Source organism: Streptomyces sp. NPDC056948 (genome assembly GCF_042674225.1).
Classification (GTDB): domain Bacteria; phylum Actinomycetota; class Actinomycetes; order Streptomycetales; family Streptomycetaceae; genus Streptomyces; species Streptomyces purpurascens.
Map to the genome: position 1 here is coordinate 1 of NZ_JBHUQX010000137.1, position 21,446 is coordinate 21,446.

Here is a 21,446-nt window from a genome sequence, read left to right on the forward strand (position 1 = left end):
GCGCCTACGTAATGCACGAAACCGCGAGATCCCTTGTTCCCTGTCGCTGAGCTGTGCAAAGGTGTGCCCTGTCGGCGTGCGGACAGCACGCCGTTCTTTCGTATGCGCGAGGCCGCCGTGCCGCATACCCCTTGGTATGGACTTTATTCCGCATGTCCTTGAGAGGAATGCAGCCGTGAACGACGCAAGTCCGTCGAATTCCCCGGCCCCGGCCCGAAGGTTCGGCCCGACGGACGAGCAACTGAGCGCCGAGCTCAGGAAGTGGACGGGCGCCACGCCCGCGCTTCATCCCGTCGGCGAGCTGCTGGACCGGCACTGGGAGGCGGCTTTCGCCTACGCCCGGCTGTGCACCGGCGGTCCGCATTTCGCCGGAATGCTCACCACCGCCGCCTTCACCCGGCTCTTCGGCGAAAGCCTGCGCCAGAACGGCCCGACATCCGCCTGGCGGCCCCAACTGCTCGTCACCGTGCGGCGGATCGCGGCCGAGTGGGCCACCGACCACCGACGCGACATGCTCCACCCGGATCTGTGGTCCGAGGCCGGTGACGGGGAGCGGCCGGCCGCCCGGCTGCTGCCGCCGCAGCACCGGCGCCTGCTGTCCGGGGCCTTTCAGCGGCTGCCCCAGTCGGCCCGCTGCCTGCTGTGGCACGTCGAGGTCGAGGCCGAACCGCTCGCGGCTCCCGCCGGATTGCTCGGCCTCGACGAGGAGGGCGCACGCGTCGAACTGGGCCGGGCCCGTGACCGGATGCGCGAGGAGTGCCTCCAGCTGCACCGCGAACTCGCCCCCGACGAGGAATGCCGGCGCTATCTGCGCCTGCTCGACGTGACGTACAGACGTGGCGCCCTCGACATCGACCCCGATCTACGCGCGCATATCGAGGGATGCGGGCACTGCAGTGCCACCGCGGACCAGCTCGACCGGTTCAACCACGGGCTCGGCGTCGCCCTGGCGGAGGCGGTGCTGGGCTGGGGCGGGCAGGACTACGTGGAGAGCGCGTCGCACAGTGCCGCGGAGGCCCTCCCGGAGAGCGTTCCCGGGGACACGGCCGGCACGGAACCGGCCGGTGCCGCGCGTGCGGCGTTCCCGGACCCCGTCCTCCTCGCCGGCGCGGTCGGAGAGTCGTTCACCGACCCCGTCGACCCGGTGGCCGCGCGACCCGCTCCCGCAGCCGGAGGGGAAGCGGGGGCCCCACCGCAGGTCCCGGCCCGGATGCAGGAACAGACGCAGGACCAGGCGCAGGCCATGGTCCACGCCCATGAGGCATTCCCCGCCGTCCCACCCGACGCGCCCGCATCGGCCGGTGGAACGGTCCCCGGCCCGGACGCCGTGGGACCCCGCACCGCCTCCCGCAGATCCGCCCACAAGGCGGCCCGCCGTGCCGCCCGCCGCCGTAACCTCACCGTGGGCATCCTGACCGTCAGCGGCCTGGTCGTCCTCCCGCTGGTCCTGTGGTCCATCGGCAACTCCGGCGACGTCGCCCCGCCGGCCGGGGCGGACCGGCCCTCCGAGGCATCCGACCCGGGCGCGGCCGAGCCGACCGGTGACCCGTCCTGGATCGGGGCGGGCGAGGCACGCAAGGGCGCGCTGCGCGGCCGGCTGCACAACGTCGCCTCGGGCCTGTGCGTCGGCATCGACGGCAAGAAGGCCGTCGAGAACGCGGAGGCAGAACTCACCACCTGCTCCTCGGCCCCCGCCCAGCAGTGGACGTACGAGACCGACGGGCTGCTGCGCAACGGTGCCGCCCCCGACCTGTGCCTGGACTCGCGACTCGGCTATTCGGTGCGGCTGGCCCCTTGCACGGGCCCGTCCCGGCCCGACGCCAAGGACATCAGCTACGACTTCATCCTCCAGGGCGCGCTGGTGCCCCGCCGGGACCAGGAGCTCGCCCTGGCCCCGGCCGCGACCGACGGGTCGGGGGCCCTGGTCCTCAAGACCCGGGCGGACGACGAGGTCCAGCGCTGGGTGATCGACACCTCCAAGACCGATCTCCAGATGGAGGTCGTCAACTGGGAAGCCGCCGCTCCGGTGCCGCGGCCCGCGCCCACCCCGACCCCCACCCCCACACCGACGAGGACAGCCGAGCCGACCCCCACCCCGACCGCCACTCCGTCGACGTCCCGGCCGGCGCCCCCGAGCCCGTCGCCCAGCACCACGTGCCACTACTACGGCTACTACGGCTACTACTGCTCCGGGAACGGCGACCACGGCTACCCCGGCTACGGCTATGGGTACGGCGGTCGCGGCCGCTGACCGGGCGCGACTCAGCCCCCGACGACCCCCAGCGACAGCCACAGCGCCACCACGGCCGGCACCAGCGTGGCGGGTACCGCGAGCAGCCCGAGCCGGGTGAACTCCCCGAGCTCGACGCGGTGCCCGTGCTGTTGCACGATCCGCCGCCACAGCAGGGTCGCCAGCGATCCGGCGTAGGTCAGGTTGGGGCCGATGTTCACCCCGAGCAGCACCGCCAGCACGGCACCGGGACCGGCCCCGGCGGTCAGCGGCAGCAGCACCAGCACCGCGGGCAGGTTGTTGATGAGGTTCGCCAGGACGGCGGCCAGCGCGGCCACGCCCAGCAGCGCGAGCAGGCCCGAGCCGTCGGGCAGCACACGGTGGAGCGCGTCGGCGAGCCCGTTGTCGACGACCGCGCGCACGACGACGCCGAGCGCGAGCACGAACGCCAGGAAGGCCGGGGACGCGGAGCGCACCACCGTCAGCGGGGTGGCCCGCCGCCGCAGCAGCGCCCGCCCGGCCAGCACCAGCGCACCCGCCAGCGCGGCCCACGCCGGTGCGACCCCGACGGCGGAGGCCACGACGAACCCGGCCAGTGTGCAGCCCACCGTGACCAGGGCGAACAGCGGCAGCTCGGGAGGCCGCCCGGGTTCGACGGCGGGGAGAGGAGCGGCCAGTTCCCGGGCGAAGAAGCGCCGGAAGATCAAGTACTCGGCACCGATGGCGACCAGCCAGGGCAGGGCCATCAGGGCCGTGAACCGGGTGAAGCTCAGCCCGCTCGCCGTGAAGGCGAGGAGGTTGGTCAGGTTGGAGACCGGCAGCAGGAGTGAGGCGGTGTTCGACAGATGCGCGCACGCGTAGAGGTGGGGCCGGGCCTGGACGCCCATCCTGGTGGCGGTGGCGAGCACGACCGGTGTCAGCAGGACGACCGTGGCGTCCAGGCTGAGCACGGCCGTGATGACGGAGGCCAGTGCGAACACCGCGGTCAGCAGCCGCCCGGGACGCCCCGCCGCCCAGCGGGCCATCCACGCCCCGCACGCCGTGAACAGTCCCTCGACGTCGCAGAAGTGGGCGAGCACCAGCACGGCCGCGAGGAATCCGACCACGGGTCCCAGCCGCTGGATCTCCTCCCACGCGTGAGTGGGGGAGATCACCCCGACGGCGACCGCGAGCCCGGCTGCCGGAACCGCCAGTACGGCCTCGGGCAGCCCCTTCGGACGGACGACGGCCCAGACGAGCACCGCGGCCAGCAGCGCCACGGACAGGACTTCGGCGAGCGGGGTGTTCAGGGCGGAGTCCTCCGGGGCGTGTTTCAGGCGGTGCCCGCCCATGAAACCAGGCTCCGGTAAGAACGCTCACATCGCGTCGAGCATCGTCAGCTCAGCCCAGATCGTCTTGCCGTCGGGGGTGTGCCTGCTGCCCCAGCGCTGGGTGAGCTGGGCGACCAGGAGCAGACCGCGGCCGCCCTCGTCCCAGGTCTTGGCCCGGCGCAGGTGCGGGGCCGTGTGGTTGGTGTCGGACACCTCACAGATCAGCGTGCCCGCGTCGTGGATCAGCCGCAGCCGGATGGGCTTGGCGCCGTAGCGGATGGCGTTGGTGACCAGCTCGCTCACCACCAGCTCCGCGGTGAACGTGGCCTCGGTCAGCCCCCAGCGATCGAGCTGGTCGACGACCTGCTTGCGGATGGGGGCCACCAGCGCCGGATCGGCGGGGATGTCCCAGGTCGCCACCTGGGAGGACGGCAGACCCCGGGTGCGGGCCAGCAGCAGGGCCACGTCGTCGGCGGAGCCGCCCGAGGGGAGCAGCGCCTGCAGCACGCGGTCGCAGACCTCGTCCAGCGAGCCGGCGGGGGCCGACAGTGCCTCGCGGAGCATCCGCTGGCTCGTGTCGCCGTCCCGTTCACGGCTCGCGAGCAGCCCGTCCGTGTGGAACGCCAGGACACTGCCCTCCCGCAGCTCCACCTCGGCGCTCTCGAACGGCAGCCCCCCGACACCGAGCGGGGGACCGGAGGGCAGGTCGAGCTGCCGGGCCGGGCCGTCCGGCGGGACCAGGAAGGGCTGCGGGTGCCCGGCCCGGGCCAGGGTGCAGCGCCGCGACACCGGGTCGTACACCGCGTAGAGGCAGGTCGCGCCGACCTCCCCGGTGCCGGCCGCCTCTTCGCCGCCGGACTCCTGGGACAGCCGGACGACCAGGTCGTCGAGGTGGGTGAGCAGTTCGTCGGGGGCCAGGTCGATGTCGGCGAGGGTGCGGACGGCGGTGCGCAGCCGGCCCATGGTGGCCGAGGCCTGGATGCCGTGGCCGACGACGTCCCCGACGACCATGGCGACCCGCATCCCCGACAGCGGGATCACGTCGAACCAGTCGCCGCCCACACCGGAGCGGGTGGCCGGCAGATAGCGGGAGGCCGCCTCCACCGCGGCGGTGCGCGGCAGGTGGCGGGGCAGCAGACTGCGCTGCAGCGTGAGCGTCGTCTCCCGCTCGCGGGAGTAGCGGCGCGCGTTGTCGATGCAGACGGCTGCCCGGGCCGTGACCTCCTCGGCCAGCAGCACATCGTCGTCCGTGAAGTTCTCGGGGCGCCGAAAGCGGGTGAATACCGCTACCCCGAGGATCGTGCCCCTGGCCTGGAGCGGGACGGACATCGTGGAGTGGATGCCGTACTCGCGGACCCGACGGAAACGCACCGGGTCCCAGGAGAGCCACCGTTCGAGGTCGTCCTCCGAACCCGAGGCCACCACCGCGTGGCCGGCGATCAGCGAGGCGGCCTGCGGGGAGGAGGCCGGGTACAGCTCCACCTGTCCCGGCTTGGTGACGGCCTCGGGGCTGCCCGAGTTGACCGACTGGTGGGCGGCCCGGCGCAGACTCACCGGTGGGCCGGAGGGCCCCGCGGACTCGCCGCCGTGCTCCCGGGTGTCGAGCAGGTCGACACTGACGAAGTCGGCGAGCGCCGGGACGCACACGTCCGCCAGCTCCTGGGCCGTACGGGTGACGTCGAGGGTGGTGCCGATGCGCACGCTCGCCTCGTTGACCAGTTGCAGCCGCTCCCGTGACCGGTACTGGTCGCTGAAGTCGTGGGCGGTCACGCACACGCCCCGCACCCGGCCCGACGCGTCGGTGAGCGGTGCGATGCGGGCCAGCCAGGCGTGCGCGCCCCGGGTCTCGCCGCTGGCCTTCATGTACGTCTGCATGTCCTGCCGCCGGCCGGTGCTCAGCACCCGGCGCAGATTCTCCTCGAGCTCGGTGTTCTGCGGCCGGCTGCCGACGTCGGTGGGTCTCAGCCCCCGCAGGCGGTCGGCGGGCATTCCGAGGAGGTCCGCCATGGCGTCGTTGACGCCGCGCAGCCTCAGCTCCTCGTCGAAGATCATCGTGGCGCAGGGTGACTGGGTGAGGGCCGCCCGCACCAGCGGGTCGTCCGCCAGGTCGGCACCGGCGGCCTCCGGCGGGGACACCGCGAACCACTCGGCCGTCTCGCCCTCCGGCGGTCTGCGGTGGGCGAGCACCCACACGGACACCGTACGGCCGTCGCGGTGACGCAGCGCGAGCATGCCGCTCCAGCGGGCATCGTGGGGCGCGGGCGGCGCGTCCGCTTCGTCGGCCAGCAGCTCGGCGGCCGGGCGGCCCAGGACCTCGGCGGACGTGTGGCCCAGGAGACGGCGGGCACCTTCGTTCCACCCGGTGAGCGTTCCGTCGGCGGCGATGACGGCACGGGCGGCCCCGCCATCGTCCAACGGCTCGTCCGGGATCATCGTCGCCACTCCATACGGACACTCACAGTGATCAGAGAGGTCGCTTGAGTTCCAGCCTAGTCCGTAGGCGCCCGACGTGAACCGGTAACCCCGGCAGCGCCCGGCCGTGCGGGGCCGAGGCGTGATTCCGGCCGATGTGGCGCCTGGGACAGAAGGATGTTGCCGCACCCTTGACGGCCCTGTGTGACACCTCGACAGAATCTGTTTGTTCGCGATCAGTTGTGAGTACTTCTGGGCCTTAATGAGGGAGAGCCTCCATGTCGGTCACGCGCAGATCGGTCCTGCTCGCCTCCGCGGCCGCGCCCGCGGCCGGAGCACTGCTCGGTGCCCCGGAGGCGTGGGCGGCCGAGGAGGCGCGCGGCGCGTCCGGCCGCAGCACCGTCGCCCTGCGCGACGGCTGGCGCTTCGCGCTGGTCAACCCGGGCGGCATCACCGACCCGACCGGCGCCTACGCCGACGCCGCGCTTCCCGGCTACGACGACTCCCGGTGGCGCGAGGTCGCCGTCCCGCACGACTGGAGCATCGAGCAGGCCCCCACCACCGAGCACGGCACCACCAGCGGCACCGGCTTCCTGCCCGGCGGCCTCGGCTGGTACCGCCTCGCCTTCACCCTGCCGCCCGCCCTCGCCGGCAAGCGGATCTCGGTGGAGTTCGACGGCGTCTACATGGACTCCCACGTCTACTGCAACGGCGAGGAGGCCGGTCGCCACCCCTACGGCTACACCGGCTTCGCCTTCGACCTCACCGATCTGGTGCACACCGACGGCACCACCGAGAACGTGATCGCGGTCAAGGTCCAGAACCGGCTCCCCAGCAGCCGCTGGTACTCGGGCAGCGGCATCTACCGCGAGGCCCGCCTGGTGATCACCGAGCCGGTGCACGTGGCCCGCTGGGGCACCCGCGTCCGCACGCCCGAGATCTCCGCCGAGCGGGCCGTCGTACGGATCGACACCTCGGTCGTCGACGCGTCGGGCGCGGGCGCGGACGTCGAGGTCGTCTCCCGGATCGTCGACCGGAAGGGCCGGACGGTCGCCCGTACCTCCTCCACGGTCGCCGTCACCGACGAGCAGACCGAGACCCACGAACTCACCGTCCGGCGACCCGAGCTGTGGGACATCGCGGCCCCGCACCGCTACACCCTGCACACCGAACTGCGCGTCGGCGGCCGGACCACCGACACCTACCGCACGCCCTTCGGCTTCCGCACCTTCCGCTTCGACCCGGACGAGGGCTTCTTCCTCAACGGCAGCCACCACAAGCTCAAGGGCGTCGACCTCCACCACGACCTGGGCGCCCTCGGCGCCGCCGTCAGCAAGGACGCCATCCGCCGGCAGTTGCTCATCATGAGGTCGATGGGCGTCAACGCCTTCCGCACCTCCCACAACCCGCCCTCCCCGGAGATGATCGAGGTCTGCGAGGAACTCGGCATCGTCATGCTGGTGGAGGCGTTCGACTGCTGGAAGAGCCCCAAGACGCGGTACGACTACGGCCGTTTCTTCGACGAGTGGGCCGACAAGGACATCGCGGAGATGGTCCTGGCCGCCCGCAACTCGCCCGCCGTCCTGATGTGGTCCATCGGCAACGAGGTCACCGAGTTCACCTCCACCGCCGGACTCGCCATGGCCGACCGGCTCATCGCCGCCATCAAGGCCTACGACGTCAGCCGCCCGATCGTGATCGGCTCCCACCGGCACCGCAGCGTGCCCGCCCCGGGCTCTCCCGGCGATCTCATCCTCGCCAAGATCGACGGCCTCGGCCTCAACTACAACACCGCCAAGTCGGTGGACGCCCTGCACGCCCGCTATCCCAAGCTGTTCCTGTTCGAGTCGGAGTCGTCCTCGGAGACCTCCACGCGCGGCGCCTACCAGGAGCCCGAGCACCTCAACACCGGCGAGGACTACACGCCGGGCCGGCGCGCGACCTCCTCGTACGACAACAACCTCGCCTCCTGGACCATGAGCGGCGAGTACGGCCACAAGAAGGACCGGGACCGTAAGTGGTTCGCCGGGCAGTTCCTGTGGTCGGGCATCGACTACATCGGCGAGCCCACGCCGTACGACGTCTTCCCGGTCAAGGCCTCCTTCTTCGGGGCGGTCGACACCGCCGGTTTCCCGAAGGACATGTACCACCTCTTCCGGAGCCAGTGGACCGAGCGGCCGATGGTCCACCTGCTCCCGATGACCTGGAACCACGCCGAGGGCGACACGGTCGAGGTCTGGGCGTACGCCAACGTCGACACCGTCGAGCTGTTCCTCAACGGAAAGTCGCTGGGCGTACGGCGGTTCGACACCAAGAAGACCGTCGACGGCCGCGCGTACCTGGAGACCACCGAGGCGACCGGCGACGACAAGACCTTCACCGACGGCCCCTATCCCGGCAGCTACACCAGCCCGAACGGCAGTGCCGGAAAGCTGCACCTGACGTGGAAGGTGCCCTACGAGCCGGGCGAGCTGAAGGCCGTCGCGCGCAAGGACGGCAAGACGGTCGCCACCGATGTGCTGCGCACCGCCGGCGCCCCGCACGCGATACGCCTGACACCGGACCGCGAGTCCACCGCCGCGGACGGCCGTTCGCTGGTCTTCGTGACCGCCGAGGTGGTCGACCGGCGCGGTGTCGTGGTGCCCGGCGCGGAGCACCTGATCTCCTTCGAGGTGGCGGGCGGCTCCCTGGCCGGGCTCGACAACGGCCGGCAGGAGAGCGCCGAGCGCTACCAGGCGAGCACCCGCACCGCCTACCACGGCAAGGCCCTCGCCATCGTCCGCTCCGGCACGAGGACGGGCACGGTGAAGGTGACGGCCCGCGCCGACGGTCTGCGCACCGGCACGGCGACCGTACGCGCCACCCCGGCCCGGGACCGGGCCGAGACGACCCCGCCCGCCTTCGGGCCCGAGCATCCGGCTCCCCTGGACTACCCGCACGCGGAGGCCAGTTACTCCGGCCGCCCGGACACCCTGCCCGCCGCCATGCTCGACGGCGATCCGGCCACCGGCTGGTCCAACGGCTTCTTCAAGCAGGCCACGGCCCTGCTGCCCGCCTTCGACGGGGCCCGCGGCGAGGACTGGGTCTCGGTCGACCACGGGCGCACCCGCGGCTTCGACCGGGTGGACGTCTTCTTCACGGTGGACGCCACCCACAGCCTGCCCGCGGCGATCGAGGCGGCGGTGTGGGACGGCCGGGCGTGGCGGGCCGTGCGGGACACCGCGATCGACTGGGCCACCGCCTCCGACGCCCCCACCGCGATCACCTTCAAGGCCGTCCGCGGTTCCCGGATCCGGCTCACCCTGACGAGCCGCCACCCCGGCGAGGCGCGGGGCGCGATGCGCATCAGCCGGCTGGACACGGCCTAGGCCGCACCGGTCCGGACGGGCGGCGGACAGCCAGTCCCGTCCGGACCGTTGACGGGGTGTCACATCAGCCACAACCATGGCGGGCATCCGCATCTGGGAGCGCTCCCACGACGAGCGCCACCCGCACCTCTCCAGAGGAGCCCAGACGTGAAACGACGCAGAACCGCCCTGCTGTCCCTGACGGCACTCCTTGCGACCGCGCTCACCGCGCTGCCCTCCGCACCGGCCGGGGCCGAAGAGGTCGAACAGGTCAAGAACGGCACCTTCGACACCACCACCGCCCCCTGGTGGACGACCAGCAACGTCACCGGGGGCCTGTCCGACGGCCGGCTCTGCGCCGACGTACCCGGCGGCACCGCCAACCGCTGGGACGCCGCCGTCGGACAGAACGACATCACCCTGGTGAAGGGGGAGTCGTACCGCTTCTCGTTCAGTGCGACCGGCACGCCCGCCGGACACGTGGTGCGGGCGATCGTGGGCCTGTCGGTGTCCCCGTACGACACCTACTACGAGGTGACACCGCAGCTCAGCGTCTCCGGCGACCGCTACTCCTACACCTTCACCTCGCCCGTCGACACCGCCCAGGGCCAGGTCGGCTTCCAGCTCGGCGGCAGCGCGGACGCCTGGCGCTTCTGCATGGACGACGTCTCGCTGCTGGGCGGTGTCGCGCCGGAGCCGTACGAGCCCGACACCGGCCCCCGGGTCCGCGTCAACCAGGTCGCCTATCTGCCCGCCGGGCCGAAGAACGCCACCCTGGTCACCGATGCCACGGCGAAGCTGCCCTGGGAGCTGAAGAACGCCCGCGGTGCCGCGGTCGCCCGGGGCACGACCGTGCCGCGCGGGGTCGACGCCTCGTCCGGGCAGAACGTCCACTCGATCGACTTCGGCGCGTACCGCACGAAGGGCACCGGCTTCACCCTGGTCGCCGACGGCGAGACCAGCCGCCCCTTCGACGTCGACGCGAGCGTCTGGGAGCGGCTCCGGCTGGACTCGGCGAAGTACTACTACACCCAGCGCAGCGGCATCGAGATCCGGGAGGACCTGCGGCCCGGGTACGGCCGCCGGGCCGGTCACGTGGGAGTGGCCCCCAACCAGGGCGACAGCGCCGTGCCGTGCCGGCCCGGCGTGTGCGACTACTCGCTCGACGTCAGCGGCGGCTGGTACGACGCCGGCGACCACGGCAAGTACGTCGTCAACGGCGGCATCTCCACCTGGGAGGTGCTGAGCACCCACGAACGCGCGCTGCACGCCCGCACCGGCGACGCCGACAAGCTCGGCGACGGCACGCTCGCCATCCCCGAGAGCGGCAACAAGGTCCCGGACATCCTCGACGAGGCCCGCTGGGAGCTGGAGTTCCTGCTGAAGATGCAGGTGCCCGCCGGGAAGCCGCTGGCCGGCATGGCCCACCACAAGACGCACGACGAGCAGTGGACCGGACTGCCGTTGCTGCCGAGCGACGACCCGCAGAAGCGTGAACTGCACCCGCCGTCCACCGCGGCCACCCTGAACCTGGCGGCCACGGCCGCGCAGGCGGCCCGCCTGTACCGGTCCTACGACAAGGCGTTCGCCGACCAGACCCTGGCGGCCGCCCGCAAGGCCTGGTCGGCGGCGCTCGCCCACCCCGACCGCTACGCCTCCGAGAGCGACGGCGTCGGCGGCGGCGCCTACCCCGACAGCGACGTGACCGACGACTTCTACTGGGCGGCGGCCGAGCTGTATCTCAGCACGGGGGAGAAGCAGTTCGAGGAGTACGTCCTGAAGTCCCCGGTCCACACGGCCGACATCTTCAAGCCCCTCGGCTTCGACTGGGCCCGCACCGGGGCGGCGGGCCGGCTCGACCTCGCGACGGTGCCGAACAAGCTGCCCGGCCGGGACAAGGTGCGCGAGTCCGTCGTCAAGGGCGCCGACCGCTACCTGGCCACCCTGAAGGCACAGCCCTACGGCATGCCCTACGCGCCGGACGGCAACAAGTACGACTGGGGCTCCAGCCACCAGGTCCTCAACAACGCCGTCGTCCTCGCCACCGCGTACGACATCACCGGCGCCTCGAAGTACCGGGACGGCGCACTGCAGAGCATGGACTACATCCTCGGCCGCAACGCGCTGAACATCTCCTACGTCACCGGCTACGGCGAGGTCAGCTCCCGGAACCAGCACAGCCGCTGGTACGCCCGCCAGCTCGACCCCGGCCTGCCCCACCCGCCGCGGGGCACCCTCGCCGGCGGGCCGAACTCGAGCATCCAGGACCCCTACGCACAGAGCAAACTCCAAGGCTGCGTCGGACAGTTCTGCTACATCGACGACATCCAGTCCTGGTCGACCAATGAGCACACGATCAACTGGAACGCCGCCCTGACCCGGATGGCCGCCTTCGTGGCGGACCAGGGGTAGGGAACGTGTCCGGTGCCGGGGGAGTCCGCCGACAGGACGCCCCCGGCACCCGCGCGTAGCCTGGTCACATGCACGCGGTGCGAGTAGACGGCATCGAGGTCGCCTACGACCGGGTGGGCTCGGGCCCGCCCCTGGTGCTCGTGCACGGTGCCACGACGGACGCCCGCCTCTGGCGTGGCCAGGTCGCCGACCTGGCCGACGCGTTCACCGTGGTCGCCTGGGACGAACCGGGGGCCGGCCGCTCCTCCGACGTACCTCCCTCCTTCACCCTGGCCGACTACGCCCGCTGTCTGGCGGCGGTCATCAAGGACGTGGGCCTCGGCCCGGCCCATGTCCTCGGCCTGTCCTGGGGCGGGACCATCGTGCTGGAGCTCTACCGGCACCACTCCGATCTCGTCAGGACGCTGCTCCTCGCCGACACGTACGCGGGCTGGAAGGGCTCGCTGTCCGCGGCGGAGGTGCGGGCGCGGGTCGAGGGGGCGGAGCGGTTGCTCGCGGTTCCGGCCGAGGACTTCGCGCCGACCATGCCGGGCCTGTTCGCGGGCCGGCCGCCCGCCGAAGCCGTACGCCTGATGTCCGTGATGTCGGCCGACACGCGCCCCCAGAGCATGCGGACCGAGCTCACCGTCATGGCCGAGGCCGACCAGCGCGACCTGCTGCCCACGATCACGGTGCCGACGCTCCTGCTGTGGGGCGAGCTCGACACGCGCTCCCCGGTGGAGCAGGTCGCCCACCCGTTCCTGGCGGCGATCCCGCACGCCACGCTGGTCGTGCTTCCGGGCATCGGGCACCTCAGCAACATCGAAGCCCCGGAGGCCTTCAACCGGACCGTCCGGGAGTTCTGCCGCTCCCGGACCTGAGCGGACCGGCCCCGGTCGTTCACGCGTCCTCCTTGGGCACGTGGGCGAGCTTGTCCGGATTGGCCACGACATAGATGCCGCGCACCCGGTCGCCCTCCGGGGTGAGGTCCAGCACCAGGACGGCGAAGGGCGCGTCCCCGTCGAACAGCACGGCGGCGTCGTCGCCGTTGACGCGGCGGTAGCGCCAGACTGGGTTGCTCGGACCGCCGCGCCCGGATGTGAGCAGGCGGGCCACCTTGTCCCGGCCGTGCACCGGGCGCAGGCTCGCCGGCTTGCGTTTGCCGCCGGCGTCCGTCCACGCCGTGACGTCCGGCGCGAGGACCTCCATCAGCGCGGCGATGTCCCCGCCCAGCGCCGCCCGCACGAACCGCTCGGTCGCCTCCCGCCGCACCCGCGGATGCGCCTCGTACCGCGGCCGCCGCGCGTGCACATGCTCCCGGGCCCGGTGCGCCAACTGCCGTACGGCGGCGGGGGAGCGGTCGATGACCTCCGCGATCTCGGCGTGCGGGTAGCCGAACACCTCGCCCAGGACGAACACGGCGCGCTCCAGCGGGGTCAGCGACTCCAGGACGACCAGCATCGCCAGCGACACCGACTCGGAGCGCAGGGCGGGCCCGTCGGCGGTGTCGGCCTCGCCCTCGGCGACCAGAGGCTCGGGCAGCCACTGGCCGACGTAGGTCTCCCGCCTGCGGCTGATCGTGGCACGGCGGCGCAGCGCGTGGTTGACCGCCGCCCGCACGAGATAGGCGCGGGGGTTGTCGACGCCGGCCAGGGGTGCGCCACCGCCGCGGGCCGTCCAGGACAGCCAGGTCTCCTGCAGGACGTCCTCGGTGTCGGCGACACTGCCGAGCATGTTGTAGACGACGCCGAACAGCAGCTCGCGATGGTCGACGAACACCCCGGTCGCCTCGTCGACCGGGGCGTCGGTGCCGGGTGCGGTGATCTCGGTCATGCGTGGACCTCCCAGAGACGCGTTCACCACTGAGACCGGGTAGGGGACCCGGAATGTGACATCGCCGGGCCGATCCGCTGCCCGGTACCGTCTGATTTCCTCTCTGACCTGGTCGTATTTACGAGTCAGTACCCGAGCGGTACCTTGAAGGCATGCCAGCTCTCAACGTGGAGTTCAGCGACCGCGAACTTGAGGACCTGCGGCAGATCGCCAAGGAGCGCGGTACGTCGATGAAGGCGCTCGTGCGGGAGGCGGCCGCGGCCGACATAGCGCGCCACCGGGCGCTCCAGGAGGGCGCGGAGGCCTTCCGCAGGTTCTTCGCGACCCACGCCGACGAGTTCGCCGCCGCCTTCCCCGACGACGAACCACCCGCGAAGGACGAAGGGCGGGCCGCCTGACCGATGGCACCCGTCATCCATATCGACGTGCCCTGGCTGCTGCAGCGCCATGAGGAGGTCCTGCCGGACCAGCCCACCGTCAACGACTTCTCCGCGCTGGTCGCCGCCGTCGCCCGGCACCGCGTGGACCCGCCGCGCCTCGGGGTGAACTCCGACCCGGCCTGGCGGGCCGCCGCGCTGCTGCACACCCTCGCCGTGCTGCGGCCGCTGCCCACGGCCAACGCCCGCTTCGCCTGTGCGACGGCCGTGGCGTACATGTTCGTCAGCGGCGTCGGCATCGACCCGCCCTACGGCGCCCTCGTCGACCTCGCCCGCGACCTGATGTCCCACACGACCGACGTCTACGGCGCGGCGGACCGGCTGCGGTCCTGGCAGATCTGACCCGATTCACACAGGGCGCACGGAAATGTCGAAAACGGGTGCGAGCGATGTACGCGCGTTCCCCGTTTCTGACTTTCTGTCAATGGGCCGGATGTTGCACGGGCGCCTTGTTGGTCGTGTGGGGGTTGTGCAAGAGTGAAACACACGTGCGGGGGGAATGGCCGGGTGTCGCACGTGATTTGTGGACCGGGTCCGATTCGCCGCCGGTGAATTCGCACCTCCCGCGCTGCGCCAGAAAAGGTTCGCACCAACCGGGCTCCTTTTTCGGCGGCAGGACTTCTGTGTGTCACCTGCGCGTGGGAAGGAACCATCTCAGTGCCCACCCCCCACCCCCCTCGTCCCCCGTATCCCCCGCCCGGCGGGGATCCCGGGGAATCCGATGAATCACTCGCCACCCCGCTGAGAGGCAGCCCGGAGGGCGAGGTCGCCGCCCATTCCGTCGCGCTGCTGATGGCGCGGCACTGGCAGCCGGTGTACGACTACGCGGTCATCTGTCTCGCCTCGTCGGCGCAGGTCGCCGCCATGGTCTCCGGGACCGCCTTCCACCGGACCCTCAACCGCGTCGCCTTCGGCGACTCGGCCGTCGCGCTGCGCCCGGTCCTTCTGGTGACCGTGCGCGACACGATCCGCGAGTGGTCCGGCGACGATCGAATATCCGCAGTACTGCCGGCGCTGCAGAAACCGGCCGGAGGGCGGGGGCTGCGCGCGGCGACGTCCATGACGCCCGAAAATCGGGCACTCGCGGAGCGGGCATTCCAGGCACTTCCCGCCGCCGCGCGGTGTTTGCTCTGGCATGTCGAGGTCGAGGCAGATCATTTAAGCGTCCCCGCCGGCCTGCTGAGCATGGATACCGACCTCGCGTCGGCCGCCCTCGAACAGGCGCGTGACAAATTCCGCGAGGGTTGTGTACATGCCCATCGTGAACTCGCGCCGACCCATGATTGCCGGTTCTACAACCGCCTCCTCGACGTCCCGATCAGACGGGGCGGCGCACTGCTCCCGGACGTCCAGCAGCATCTGGCGGAGTGCCGCTACTGCCGGAACGCGGCCGAGCAGCTGAGCCATTTCGAGGGCGGTCTTGGCCCGTTGATCGCCGAAGCGGTACTCGGCTGGGGCGCGCGCCGCTATCTCGACTCGCGCCCGGGCCGGGCCTCGCACGGCACGCGCGGCGGTCGCGGCGGCCGGCGCGGCGGGCGTTCCGGGAACGCCCGCCACCGTCTGCTGTCCCGGATTCCCATGCCCGCCCGCAGGGTCCCGGGCGTCCGGATCCCGGACGCGCTGCGCTCCTCCCGGGCGCTGCTCTCGGGCGTCGGCGCGGTGTCGGCCGGGGTGCTGGCGACGGTGCTCATCATCAGCGCGTCCTCGTACGACGGCGGCCAGGCCGACCCGGCCGGTTCCAACAGCGCCGCCGGCGGCAACGGCGGTGGTTCCGTGACACCGCCGGACACGGCCGGGCTGCCCACGGCCCCGGGCGTGACGCGGCTGCGCAACGCGGGCGCCGACCTGTGCCTCGACATCCGGGACCTGCCGAAGGAGGGCTCGGGGGCGAAGCTGGCCTCGTGCTCGACGGCGTGGACCCAGCAGTGGACGTACGAGAACGACGGGCTGCTGCGCAGCGTCGCCGATCCCGGGCTGTGCCTGGACTCGCACAAGGACGCCGGCGTCGTCGTGCTCGGCACCTGCGCCGAGGAGGACGCCGAGCGGGGCGAGGACGTGCGCTACGACCTCACCGTGCAAGGGGAGTTGCTGCCCCGCTGGGGCGAGCAGCTCGCCATCACCTCCACCAACGACGACCCGGACGCCGACATCGTCGTCAAGGTCCGCGACCGGTCCGACGAACAGCGCTGGCAGCCGGAGCCCGTGCCCACGGCGGCGGGTTCCCTGTCGATCGCGGAGGAGGACGTCCCGACCGCACGGCAGGTGACGGCGCCGAACGGCTGAACGGCCGAGCGGTGAACTCGGCCTCGCCCCCGCCCACACCTCAGGCCGGCGCCTCCGTCAGGTCGGCCGGACCGATCGTCGCAGGCGTGGCGTGGCCCGACAGGGCCAGGGTGAGGTCGAGTTCGGCCAGGAGGCAGCGGATGACGTGTTCGACGCCGGGCTGCCCGTCGAGCCCGAGACCGTAGACGTACGGGCGTCCGACGAGCACCGCCCGTGCGCCCAGCGCGAGGGCCTTGAAGACGTCGTCGCCGGTGCGGACGCCGCTGTCGAAGAGGACGGTGAGCCGGTCGCCGACCGCGTCCACGACACGGGGCAGCGCGTCGGCCGCGGCCACGGACCCCGCCACCTGGCGGCCGCCGTGGTTCGAGACGACGACGCCGTCCATGCCCGCCTCCGCGGCCAGCCGCGCGTCGTCCGGGTGCAGGACGCCTTTGAGGACGATCGGGCCGTCCCAGTTCTCCCGCAGGAACGCCAGGTCCGGCCAGGACTTGGCCGGGTCGGAGAACATGCCGACGAAGTGCATCACGGCCGCGTTCGGGTCCTCGTGCACCGGCTTGGCCAGACCCGCCTGGAAGGCCGGGTCCGAGAAGTAGTTGGCCGTGCCCACGCCGTGGAGGAAGGGCAGGTACGCCTGGTCGAGATCGCGGGGCCGCCACGACAGCAGAGGTGTGTCCAGGGTGACGACGAGCACGCTGAACCCGGCCGCCTTCGCCCGGCCCAGGAAACTGCGGGCCACCTCCGGGTCCTTGGGCCAGTACAGCTGGAACCACCGCTCCGCGTCGCCCATCGCCTCGGCGACCTGCTCCATGGGCGTGCTCGACGCGGACGACAGGATGTACGGCACGCCCTGCGCGGCGGCGGCCCGGGCAGCGGCGGGTTCGGCGTCCGGGTGCATGATCGACAGCACGCCGACCGGGGCCAGCGCCAGCGGGGCGGGCAGGGCGCGGCCCAGCACCTCGACCGACAGATCCCGTTCGTGCACGTCCCGCAGCATGCGCGGCACGATCCGGCGACGCTCCAGGGCCGCCCGGTTGGCGCGGGCGGTGCTGCCGTTCCCCGCGCTGCCCGCCACATAGCCGACCGGGCCGGGCCCGAGCCGCTGTTCGGTCAGTTCCTCCAGCCGGGTCAGATCGGTGGGCAGGCGCGGCACGGCACCCGTCATCCCGTTGAGATAGATCTCGTACTGGAAGTCCGCCCAGTGCTTCGCCATGGCGTCCGTCCCGCCTCTCGTCGCTGAGAACGCGCAGTACGCCGACCATACCGACCGGTAGGCAGGACGGGAGTGATCAGGGTCGGGCCGCCGACTCGTGCAGGACGCGTGCCAGTTCGCGCGGCCGGGAGAACATCGGCCAGTGGCCGGTGTCCATCTCGATCAGCTCCCAGCGGTCGCTCTTGAGCAACTCCGCCACCACGGGCATCGGCTCGTCACCGTCGAGCAGGCACTTGATGTACGTCGCCGGGAGCTCGCCGAGGTCACCCCGCAGCACGGCCGGCTCGGTCGCCGTGGCGCCCGGGTGGGGGGTCGAGCCGGTCACGATCCGGGCGATCTGCTCGTCCGTCAGACCCTGTCCCGCGTAGTCGGGCGCGGTCTGCGGCGGCCAGAAGCCGCTCGCGGCGATCGCCTCCCGCACCGGTTCGCTCGGCCAGCCCGAGAGGGCCGACTCGCCGTCGACCGGGACCATGGCGTCGACGAAGACCACCCGGGCCAGCCGGTCGCCGATCCGCTCGGCCGCCTGCCCGACCGGGACGCCCCCGTAGCTGTGCCCGACCAGGACGACGTCCCGCGGATCGAGCCGCTCGACCTCGTCGACGATGTCCTGGACGTGCGTCTGCTGCCCCGCGGGCAGTTCCTGTTTCTCGGCGAGGCCCGACAGCGTCACGGCATGCACGTCGTGCCCGGCCGCGCGCAGCTCGGCCGCCACCTCGTCCCACGCCCACGCCCCGAGCCATGTCCCCGCCACCAGTACGAAGTCGGTCATGCCGACAACTTAGCCGTGGGGTCTGACAACGCCCCCTCGGCGCCGGGCCCCGTGATCGGCGGCACCGGCACCTCGACGGTCCGGGCCAGCCGGGCGCCCTCGGGCCCGTACACGGCCCGCGGCTCGGGGAACAGCCACAACAGTGTCAGGAACAGCACCGCCGCCACGACCAGCGACAGCGGCAGGCTGATGTCGACACCGCCCGCCAGGTCACCGAGCGGGCCGACGAACTGCCCGGGGATGTTGGTGAAGAGCACGCCGAGCAGCGCCGCCACCCACCAGGCGGTCATGCCCCGCCAGTTCCAGCCGCGCGCGAACCAGTAACGGCCACCGCGCTGACGGCGGTTGAAGACCTGGAGCGCCTCCGGGTCGTACCAGCCGCGCCGCGTCCAGTAGCCCAGCATCATCACGACCATCCACGGTGTGGTGCACGTGATGATCATCGTGGCGAAGGTCGAGATGGAGCGTACGAGGTCGAGCCCGAACCGGCCGGCGAAGATGAACGCGATCGACAACGCGCCGACCAGCAGCGTCGCCTGGACCCGGGACAGCCTCGGGAACACCGACGAGAAATCGAGCCCGGTGCCGTACAGCGCCGTCGTGCCCGTCGCCATGCCGCCGATCAGCGCCAGCAGGCACACCGGCAGGAAGAACCAGCCCGGGGAGATCGCGAGCAGCCCGCCCACGAAGTCGGGGGTCGCCGGATCGACGTACTCCGGCGCCTTGTCCGCGATGATGCTGGCGGTCGTCAGACCGAACAGGAACGGCAGCAGCGTCGCGAGCTGCGACAGGAACGCGGCCCCGACCACCCTCCGGCGCGGGGCGCTCGCCGGGATGTAGCGCGACCAGTCGCCGAGGAACGCCCCGAACGACACCGGGTTCGACAGCACGATCAGCGCCGCCCCGATGAACGACGGCCAGAACAGATCCGTCGTCGCCGCGTCCGCCGAGTCGGTGAAGGCGCCCGCGTACGACGGGTCGAAGTCCCCCGCGAACGCCACCGCGCCGAGCAGGAACAAGGCGCTCGCCGAGGTCACCGCGATCTTGTTGACGAACAGCATGAACCGGAAGCCGTACACGCACACGGCGAGGACCAGCCCCGCGAACAGCGCGTAGGCGACGGCGTAGGACAGGTCGTCCCGGCCGAGCCCGAAGAGCCGGTGGGCGCCGCCGACCAGGGCGTCGCCGGAGCTCCACACCGAGATGGAGAAGAACGCGACGGCCGTCAGCAGGGACAGGAACGAGCCGACCACGCGGCCGTGCACGCCGAGGTGCGCGGACGAGGAGACGGCGTTGTTGGTGCCGTTGACGGGGCCGAACACCGCCATCGGACACAGGATCAGCGCGCCCACCACGACCCCGAGGAGGGTGGCCGCGAGGCCCTGCCAGAAGGAGAGGCCGAACAGGATCGGGAAGGCGCCGAGGACGCAGGTGGAGAAGGTGTTGGCGCCGCCGAAGGAGAGCCGGAACAGGTCCAGCGGGGTCGCGGAGCGCTCGGCGTCGGGGATCAGGTCGACGCCGTGGGTCTCGACCTCCGTCAGGGACGGGGGAGACGCGGCGGGGGAGGGGCGGCCGGCGTCTTCGGGACGGTCGGCGTCTGCGGGGCGTTCGGCCGGCGAGGACAAGAGGGCTCCAGCGGAGACGGGGCGGTGGAGCGCGGCGTGGCGCGGTTGCGGGGCGGACGGCCGCTCACCGGACGCCTGGGTGTGCGGCGGCGAGCGGATGCCGTCCTCATGGGGTCTGCCGACCGTAAATGATCACGGGTGGGCGACGCCAGAGGACGGTTCATCCATTCTCGGTGTTGTCGTTGGACGATTCCTCCACTCCTCGGTCACTCCTCGTCGTCCGCGGGCGGCGTGCGGTCCGTCTCGGCGTCCGGTCCCTGAGCCCGCACCCGCTGCACGTGTTCGAGGGAGTCGCGCAACTCCGCGAGCCAGTCGTCCGTATGACGCTGGACCAGACGCACGCACCAGGCCAGCGCGTCGCTGCGGCTGCGGGCGACGCCGCCGGCGATCAGGGTGTCGAGGACCTGGCGCTCCGGCTGGCGCAGCCGCGTCATCACCGGCGCGGCCACGTGCGTGAAGAGCGCGCGCCGTCCACCGCACTCCACACCCCAGGACACCTTCCGGCCGAACCGGTGCTCGGCCTCCCGGGCCACGGCCATCCGGTCCTCGCGGGTGCGCTCCCGGAACTCCTGTACCCGGCTTTCCAGGGCCGCCTCCCGTTCGGCGTCCGGAGCGTCCTCCGCCAGCCGGGGTTCGGGGATGCGGCCGATCGCGGTGATCTCCTCGCGGTCGACCGTGAGCTCGGTCAGTTCCTCGAAGAGGTCGTCGGGAAGGCGGCCGGCGAACCAGCCGCGCAGCTTCTCTCGCTGCTCTTTCGTAATCATGTAATGACGATTACTCGCCCTGAGCATGAACACAAGGGGCTACGAAGTGGTCGGCTGAGAGCGGAATCGGAATGTTTCAGGCCTATTAACGAGCAGCCGGAAATCAGCCATCTGGCCGCATCGTGTCCCCGGAGACCGTGCGGTTACGGGCTTCACCCGTGCGGATTCCGTAACTTCACGCCACTGATTCAATACGCAATGTTACTGAAACCGGTGGGGTCGATGTGTGTTTCGGCGGTGGACTCGGCAGACTCGCGCTCGCCGATCCGGCACCGAACGAGCACGGGTCGGCACACCCTGTAATCGAGCGGAAGGATGCACACAATGCGGAACACCGCGCGCTGGGCCATGACCCTCGGCCTGACGGCCACCGCCGTCTGCGGACCCCTCACCGGGTCCGCGCTCGCCAGTCCGGGTCAGGCCCCCACCGCGCTCTACGCCCCGTCGGCCCTCGTTCTCACGGTGGGCCACGGTGAGAGCGCGATCGCCGTGACCCCGGAACGCGCGGTCACCCTGACCTGTGCCCCGATGCCCAGCGGCACGCACCCGGCCGCCGGCTCGGCCTGTACGGAACTACGGGGCGTCGGCGGGAACATCGACGCCCTGACCGCCAGGGACGGAGTGATGTGCACCAAGCAGTACGACCCCGTGGTCATCACCGTCGACGGCGTCTGGCAGGGCAAGCGCGTCTCCTATGAGCGCACCTTCTCCAACGACTGCGTGAAGAACGCCCACGGTTCGGGCCTCTTCGCGTTCTGAGACCGGGATCGCGCTGTTCCCGTGAAGTAGGCGGCCCGTTGCTGGGGAGCCGGGTTGTCGTCGCGGGGATCTGCGA

Annotated in this window: 15 protein-coding genes; 8 read left to right on the plus strand and 7 right to left on the minus strand. The window is 71.8% G+C overall.

Annotated features, from left to right (window positions below):
• The first annotated feature begins 175 nt into the window (after positions 1–175).
• Complete coding sequence (locus ACFTZL_RS19235; protein WP_382583941.1) at positions 176–2,251, plus strand: ricin-type beta-trefoil lectin domain protein; 2,076 nt, start codon at positions 176–178, stop codon at positions 2,249–2,251.
• A gap of 11 nt (positions 2,252–2,262) precedes the next feature.
• Here the strand turns inward: ACFTZL_RS19235 and ACFTZL_RS19240 are convergent, their stop codons facing one another.
• Both ACFTZL_RS19240 and ACFTZL_RS19245 read right to left on the minus strand, forming a co-directional pair.
• Positions 2,263–3,561: an arsenic transporter gene (locus ACFTZL_RS19240; RefSeq protein WP_382583944.1), complete on the minus strand. Its 1,299-nt coding sequence runs from the start codon at positions 3,559–3,561 to the stop codon at positions 2,263–2,265.
• Between the two features lie 24 nt (positions 3,562–3,585).
• Entirely contained in the window at positions 3,586–5,973 is a 2,388-nt protein-coding gene (locus tag ACFTZL_RS19245; RefSeq protein WP_382583946.1) for a SpoIIE family protein phosphatase, read from the minus strand.
• Positions 5,974–6,230: 257 nt separating this feature from the next.
• Between ACFTZL_RS19245 and ACFTZL_RS19250 the strand changes: the two genes are divergently transcribed.
• The 3 genes from ACFTZL_RS19250 (at position 6,231) to ACFTZL_RS19260 (ending at position 12,571) form a co-directional block, all read left to right on the plus strand.
• Positions 6,231–9,320 carry a glycoside hydrolase family 2 TIM barrel-domain containing protein gene (locus ACFTZL_RS19250; protein ID WP_382583948.1) on the plus strand — a complete coding sequence of 1,030 codons (3,090 nt, stop codon included), beginning with the start codon at positions 6,231–6,233 and terminating at the stop codon, positions 9,318–9,320.
• Positions 9,321–9,467: 147 nt separating this feature from the next.
• Complete coding sequence (locus ACFTZL_RS19255; protein ID WP_382583951.1) at positions 9,468–11,711, plus strand: glycoside hydrolase family 9 protein; 2,244 nt, start codon at positions 9,468–9,470, stop codon at positions 11,709–11,711.
• Positions 11,712–11,779: 68 nt separating this feature from the next.
• Positions 11,780–12,571, plus strand: coding sequence for an alpha/beta fold hydrolase (locus ACFTZL_RS19260; protein WP_382583953.1), 792 nt, complete (start codon positions 11,780–11,782; stop codon positions 12,569–12,571).
• A 19-nt stretch (positions 12,572–12,590) separates the two neighbouring features.
• Here the strand turns inward: ACFTZL_RS19260 and ACFTZL_RS19265 are convergent, their stop codons facing one another.
• Positions 12,591–13,523 (minus strand): sigma-70 family RNA polymerase sigma factor, encoded by a 933-nt coding sequence (locus tag ACFTZL_RS19265; RefSeq protein WP_382583956.1) that lies wholly within the window; start codon positions 13,521–13,523, stop codon positions 12,591–12,593.
• A 152-nt stretch (positions 13,524–13,675) separates the two neighbouring features.
• Between ACFTZL_RS19265 and ACFTZL_RS19270 the strand changes: the two genes are divergently transcribed.
• The 3 genes from ACFTZL_RS19270 (at position 13,676) to ACFTZL_RS19280 (ending at position 16,243) form a co-directional block, all read left to right on the plus strand.
• Positions 13,676–13,921, plus strand: a complete 246-nt coding sequence (locus ACFTZL_RS19270) for a hypothetical protein (RefSeq protein WP_184587072.1) — start codon at positions 13,676–13,678, stop codon at positions 13,919–13,921.
• A 3-nt stretch (positions 13,922–13,924) separates the two neighbouring features.
• The gene (locus ACFTZL_RS19275) at positions 13,925–14,302 is read left to right on the plus strand and encodes a toxin Doc (protein ID WP_184587070.1); all 378 of its coding nucleotides are present in this window, start codon (positions 13,925–13,927) and stop codon (positions 14,300–14,302) included.
• A gap of 315 nt (positions 14,303–14,617) precedes the next feature.
• Positions 14,618–16,243, plus strand: coding sequence for an RICIN domain-containing protein (locus ACFTZL_RS19280; protein ID WP_382583961.1), 1,626 nt, complete (start codon positions 14,618–14,620; stop codon positions 16,241–16,243).
• 40 nt (positions 16,244–16,283) lie between these two features.
• Here the strand turns inward: ACFTZL_RS19280 and ACFTZL_RS19285 are convergent, their stop codons facing one another.
• The 4 genes from ACFTZL_RS19285 to ACFTZL_RS19300 all read right to left on the minus strand — a co-directional run bounded on the left by ACFTZL_RS19285 (position 16,284) and on the right by ACFTZL_RS19300 (position 20,611).
• Complete coding sequence (locus ACFTZL_RS19285; protein WP_382583964.1) at positions 16,284–17,453, minus strand: lactate 2-monooxygenase; 1,170 nt, start codon at positions 17,451–17,453, stop codon at positions 16,284–16,286.
• Between the two features lie 76 nt (positions 17,454–17,529).
• Positions 17,530–18,222, minus strand: coding sequence for an alpha/beta fold hydrolase (locus ACFTZL_RS19290; RefSeq protein WP_382583967.1), 693 nt, complete (start codon positions 18,220–18,222; stop codon positions 17,530–17,532).
• Positions 18,219–19,763 carry a purine-cytosine permease family protein gene (locus ACFTZL_RS19295; protein ID WP_382583975.1) on the minus strand — a complete coding sequence of 515 codons (1,545 nt, stop codon included), beginning with the start codon at positions 19,761–19,763 and terminating at the stop codon, positions 18,219–18,221. The genes ACFTZL_RS19290 and ACFTZL_RS19295 overlap by 4 nt, the downstream gene beginning before the upstream one ends.
• Before the next feature lie 290 nt (positions 19,764–20,053).
• The gene (locus tag ACFTZL_RS19300; protein ID WP_382583970.1) at positions 20,054–20,611 is read right to left on the minus strand and encodes a hypothetical protein; all 558 of its coding nucleotides are present in this window, start codon (positions 20,609–20,611) and stop codon (positions 20,054–20,056) included.
• 324 nt (positions 20,612–20,935) lie between these two features.
• Here ACFTZL_RS19300 and ACFTZL_RS19305 point away from each other — a divergent pair, with 324 nt between their 5' ends.
• Positions 20,936–21,370 (plus strand): protease inhibitor, encoded by a 435-nt coding sequence (locus tag ACFTZL_RS19305; RefSeq protein WP_382583972.1) that lies wholly within the window; start codon positions 20,936–20,938, stop codon positions 21,368–21,370.
• The last annotated feature ends 76 nt before the right edge of the window (positions 21,371–21,446 follow it).

What these genes read in the sequence shown, in the direction of transcription:
- ACFTZL_RS19240 (WP_382583944.1), bottom strand. Translation starts at nt 3,561, where the DNA reads ATGGGCGGGCACCGCCTGAAACACGCCCCGGAGGACTCCGCCCTGAAC.
- ACFTZL_RS19245 (WP_382583946.1), bottom strand. Translation starts at nt 5,973, where the DNA reads ATGATCCCGGACGAGCCGTTGGACGATGGCGGGGCCGCCCGTGCCGTC.
- ACFTZL_RS19250 (WP_382583948.1), top strand. Translation starts at nt 6,231, where the DNA reads ATGTCGGTCACGCGCAGATCGGTCCTGCTCGCCTCCGCGGCCGCGCCC.
- ACFTZL_RS19260 (WP_382583953.1), top strand. Translation starts at nt 11,780, where the DNA reads ATGCACGCGGTGCGAGTAGACGGCATCGAGGTCGCCTACGACCGGGTG.
- ACFTZL_RS19265 (WP_382583956.1), bottom strand. Translation starts at nt 13,523, where the DNA reads ATGACCGAGATCACCGCACCCGGCACCGACGCCCCGGTCGACGAGGCG.
- ACFTZL_RS19270 (WP_184587072.1), top strand. Translation starts at nt 13,676, where the DNA reads ATGCCAGCTCTCAACGTGGAGTTCAGCGACCGCGAACTTGAGGACCTG.
- ACFTZL_RS19275 (WP_184587070.1), top strand. Translation starts at nt 13,925, where the DNA reads ATGGCACCCGTCATCCATATCGACGTGCCCTGGCTGCTGCAGCGCCAT.
- ACFTZL_RS19285 (WP_382583964.1), bottom strand. Translation starts at nt 17,453, where the DNA reads ATGGCGAAGCACTGGGCGGACTTCCAGTACGAGATCTATCTCAACGGG.
- ACFTZL_RS19290 (WP_382583967.1), bottom strand. Translation starts at nt 18,222, where the DNA reads ATGACCGACTTCGTACTGGTGGCGGGGACATGGCTCGGGGCGTGGGCG.
- ACFTZL_RS19300 (WP_382583970.1), bottom strand. Translation starts at nt 20,611, where the DNA reads ATGATTACGAAAGAGCAGCGAGAGAAGCTGCGCGGCTGGTTCGCCGGC.
- ACFTZL_RS19305 (WP_382583972.1), top strand. Translation starts at nt 20,936, where the DNA reads ATGCGGAACACCGCGCGCTGGGCCATGACCCTCGGCCTGACGGCCACC.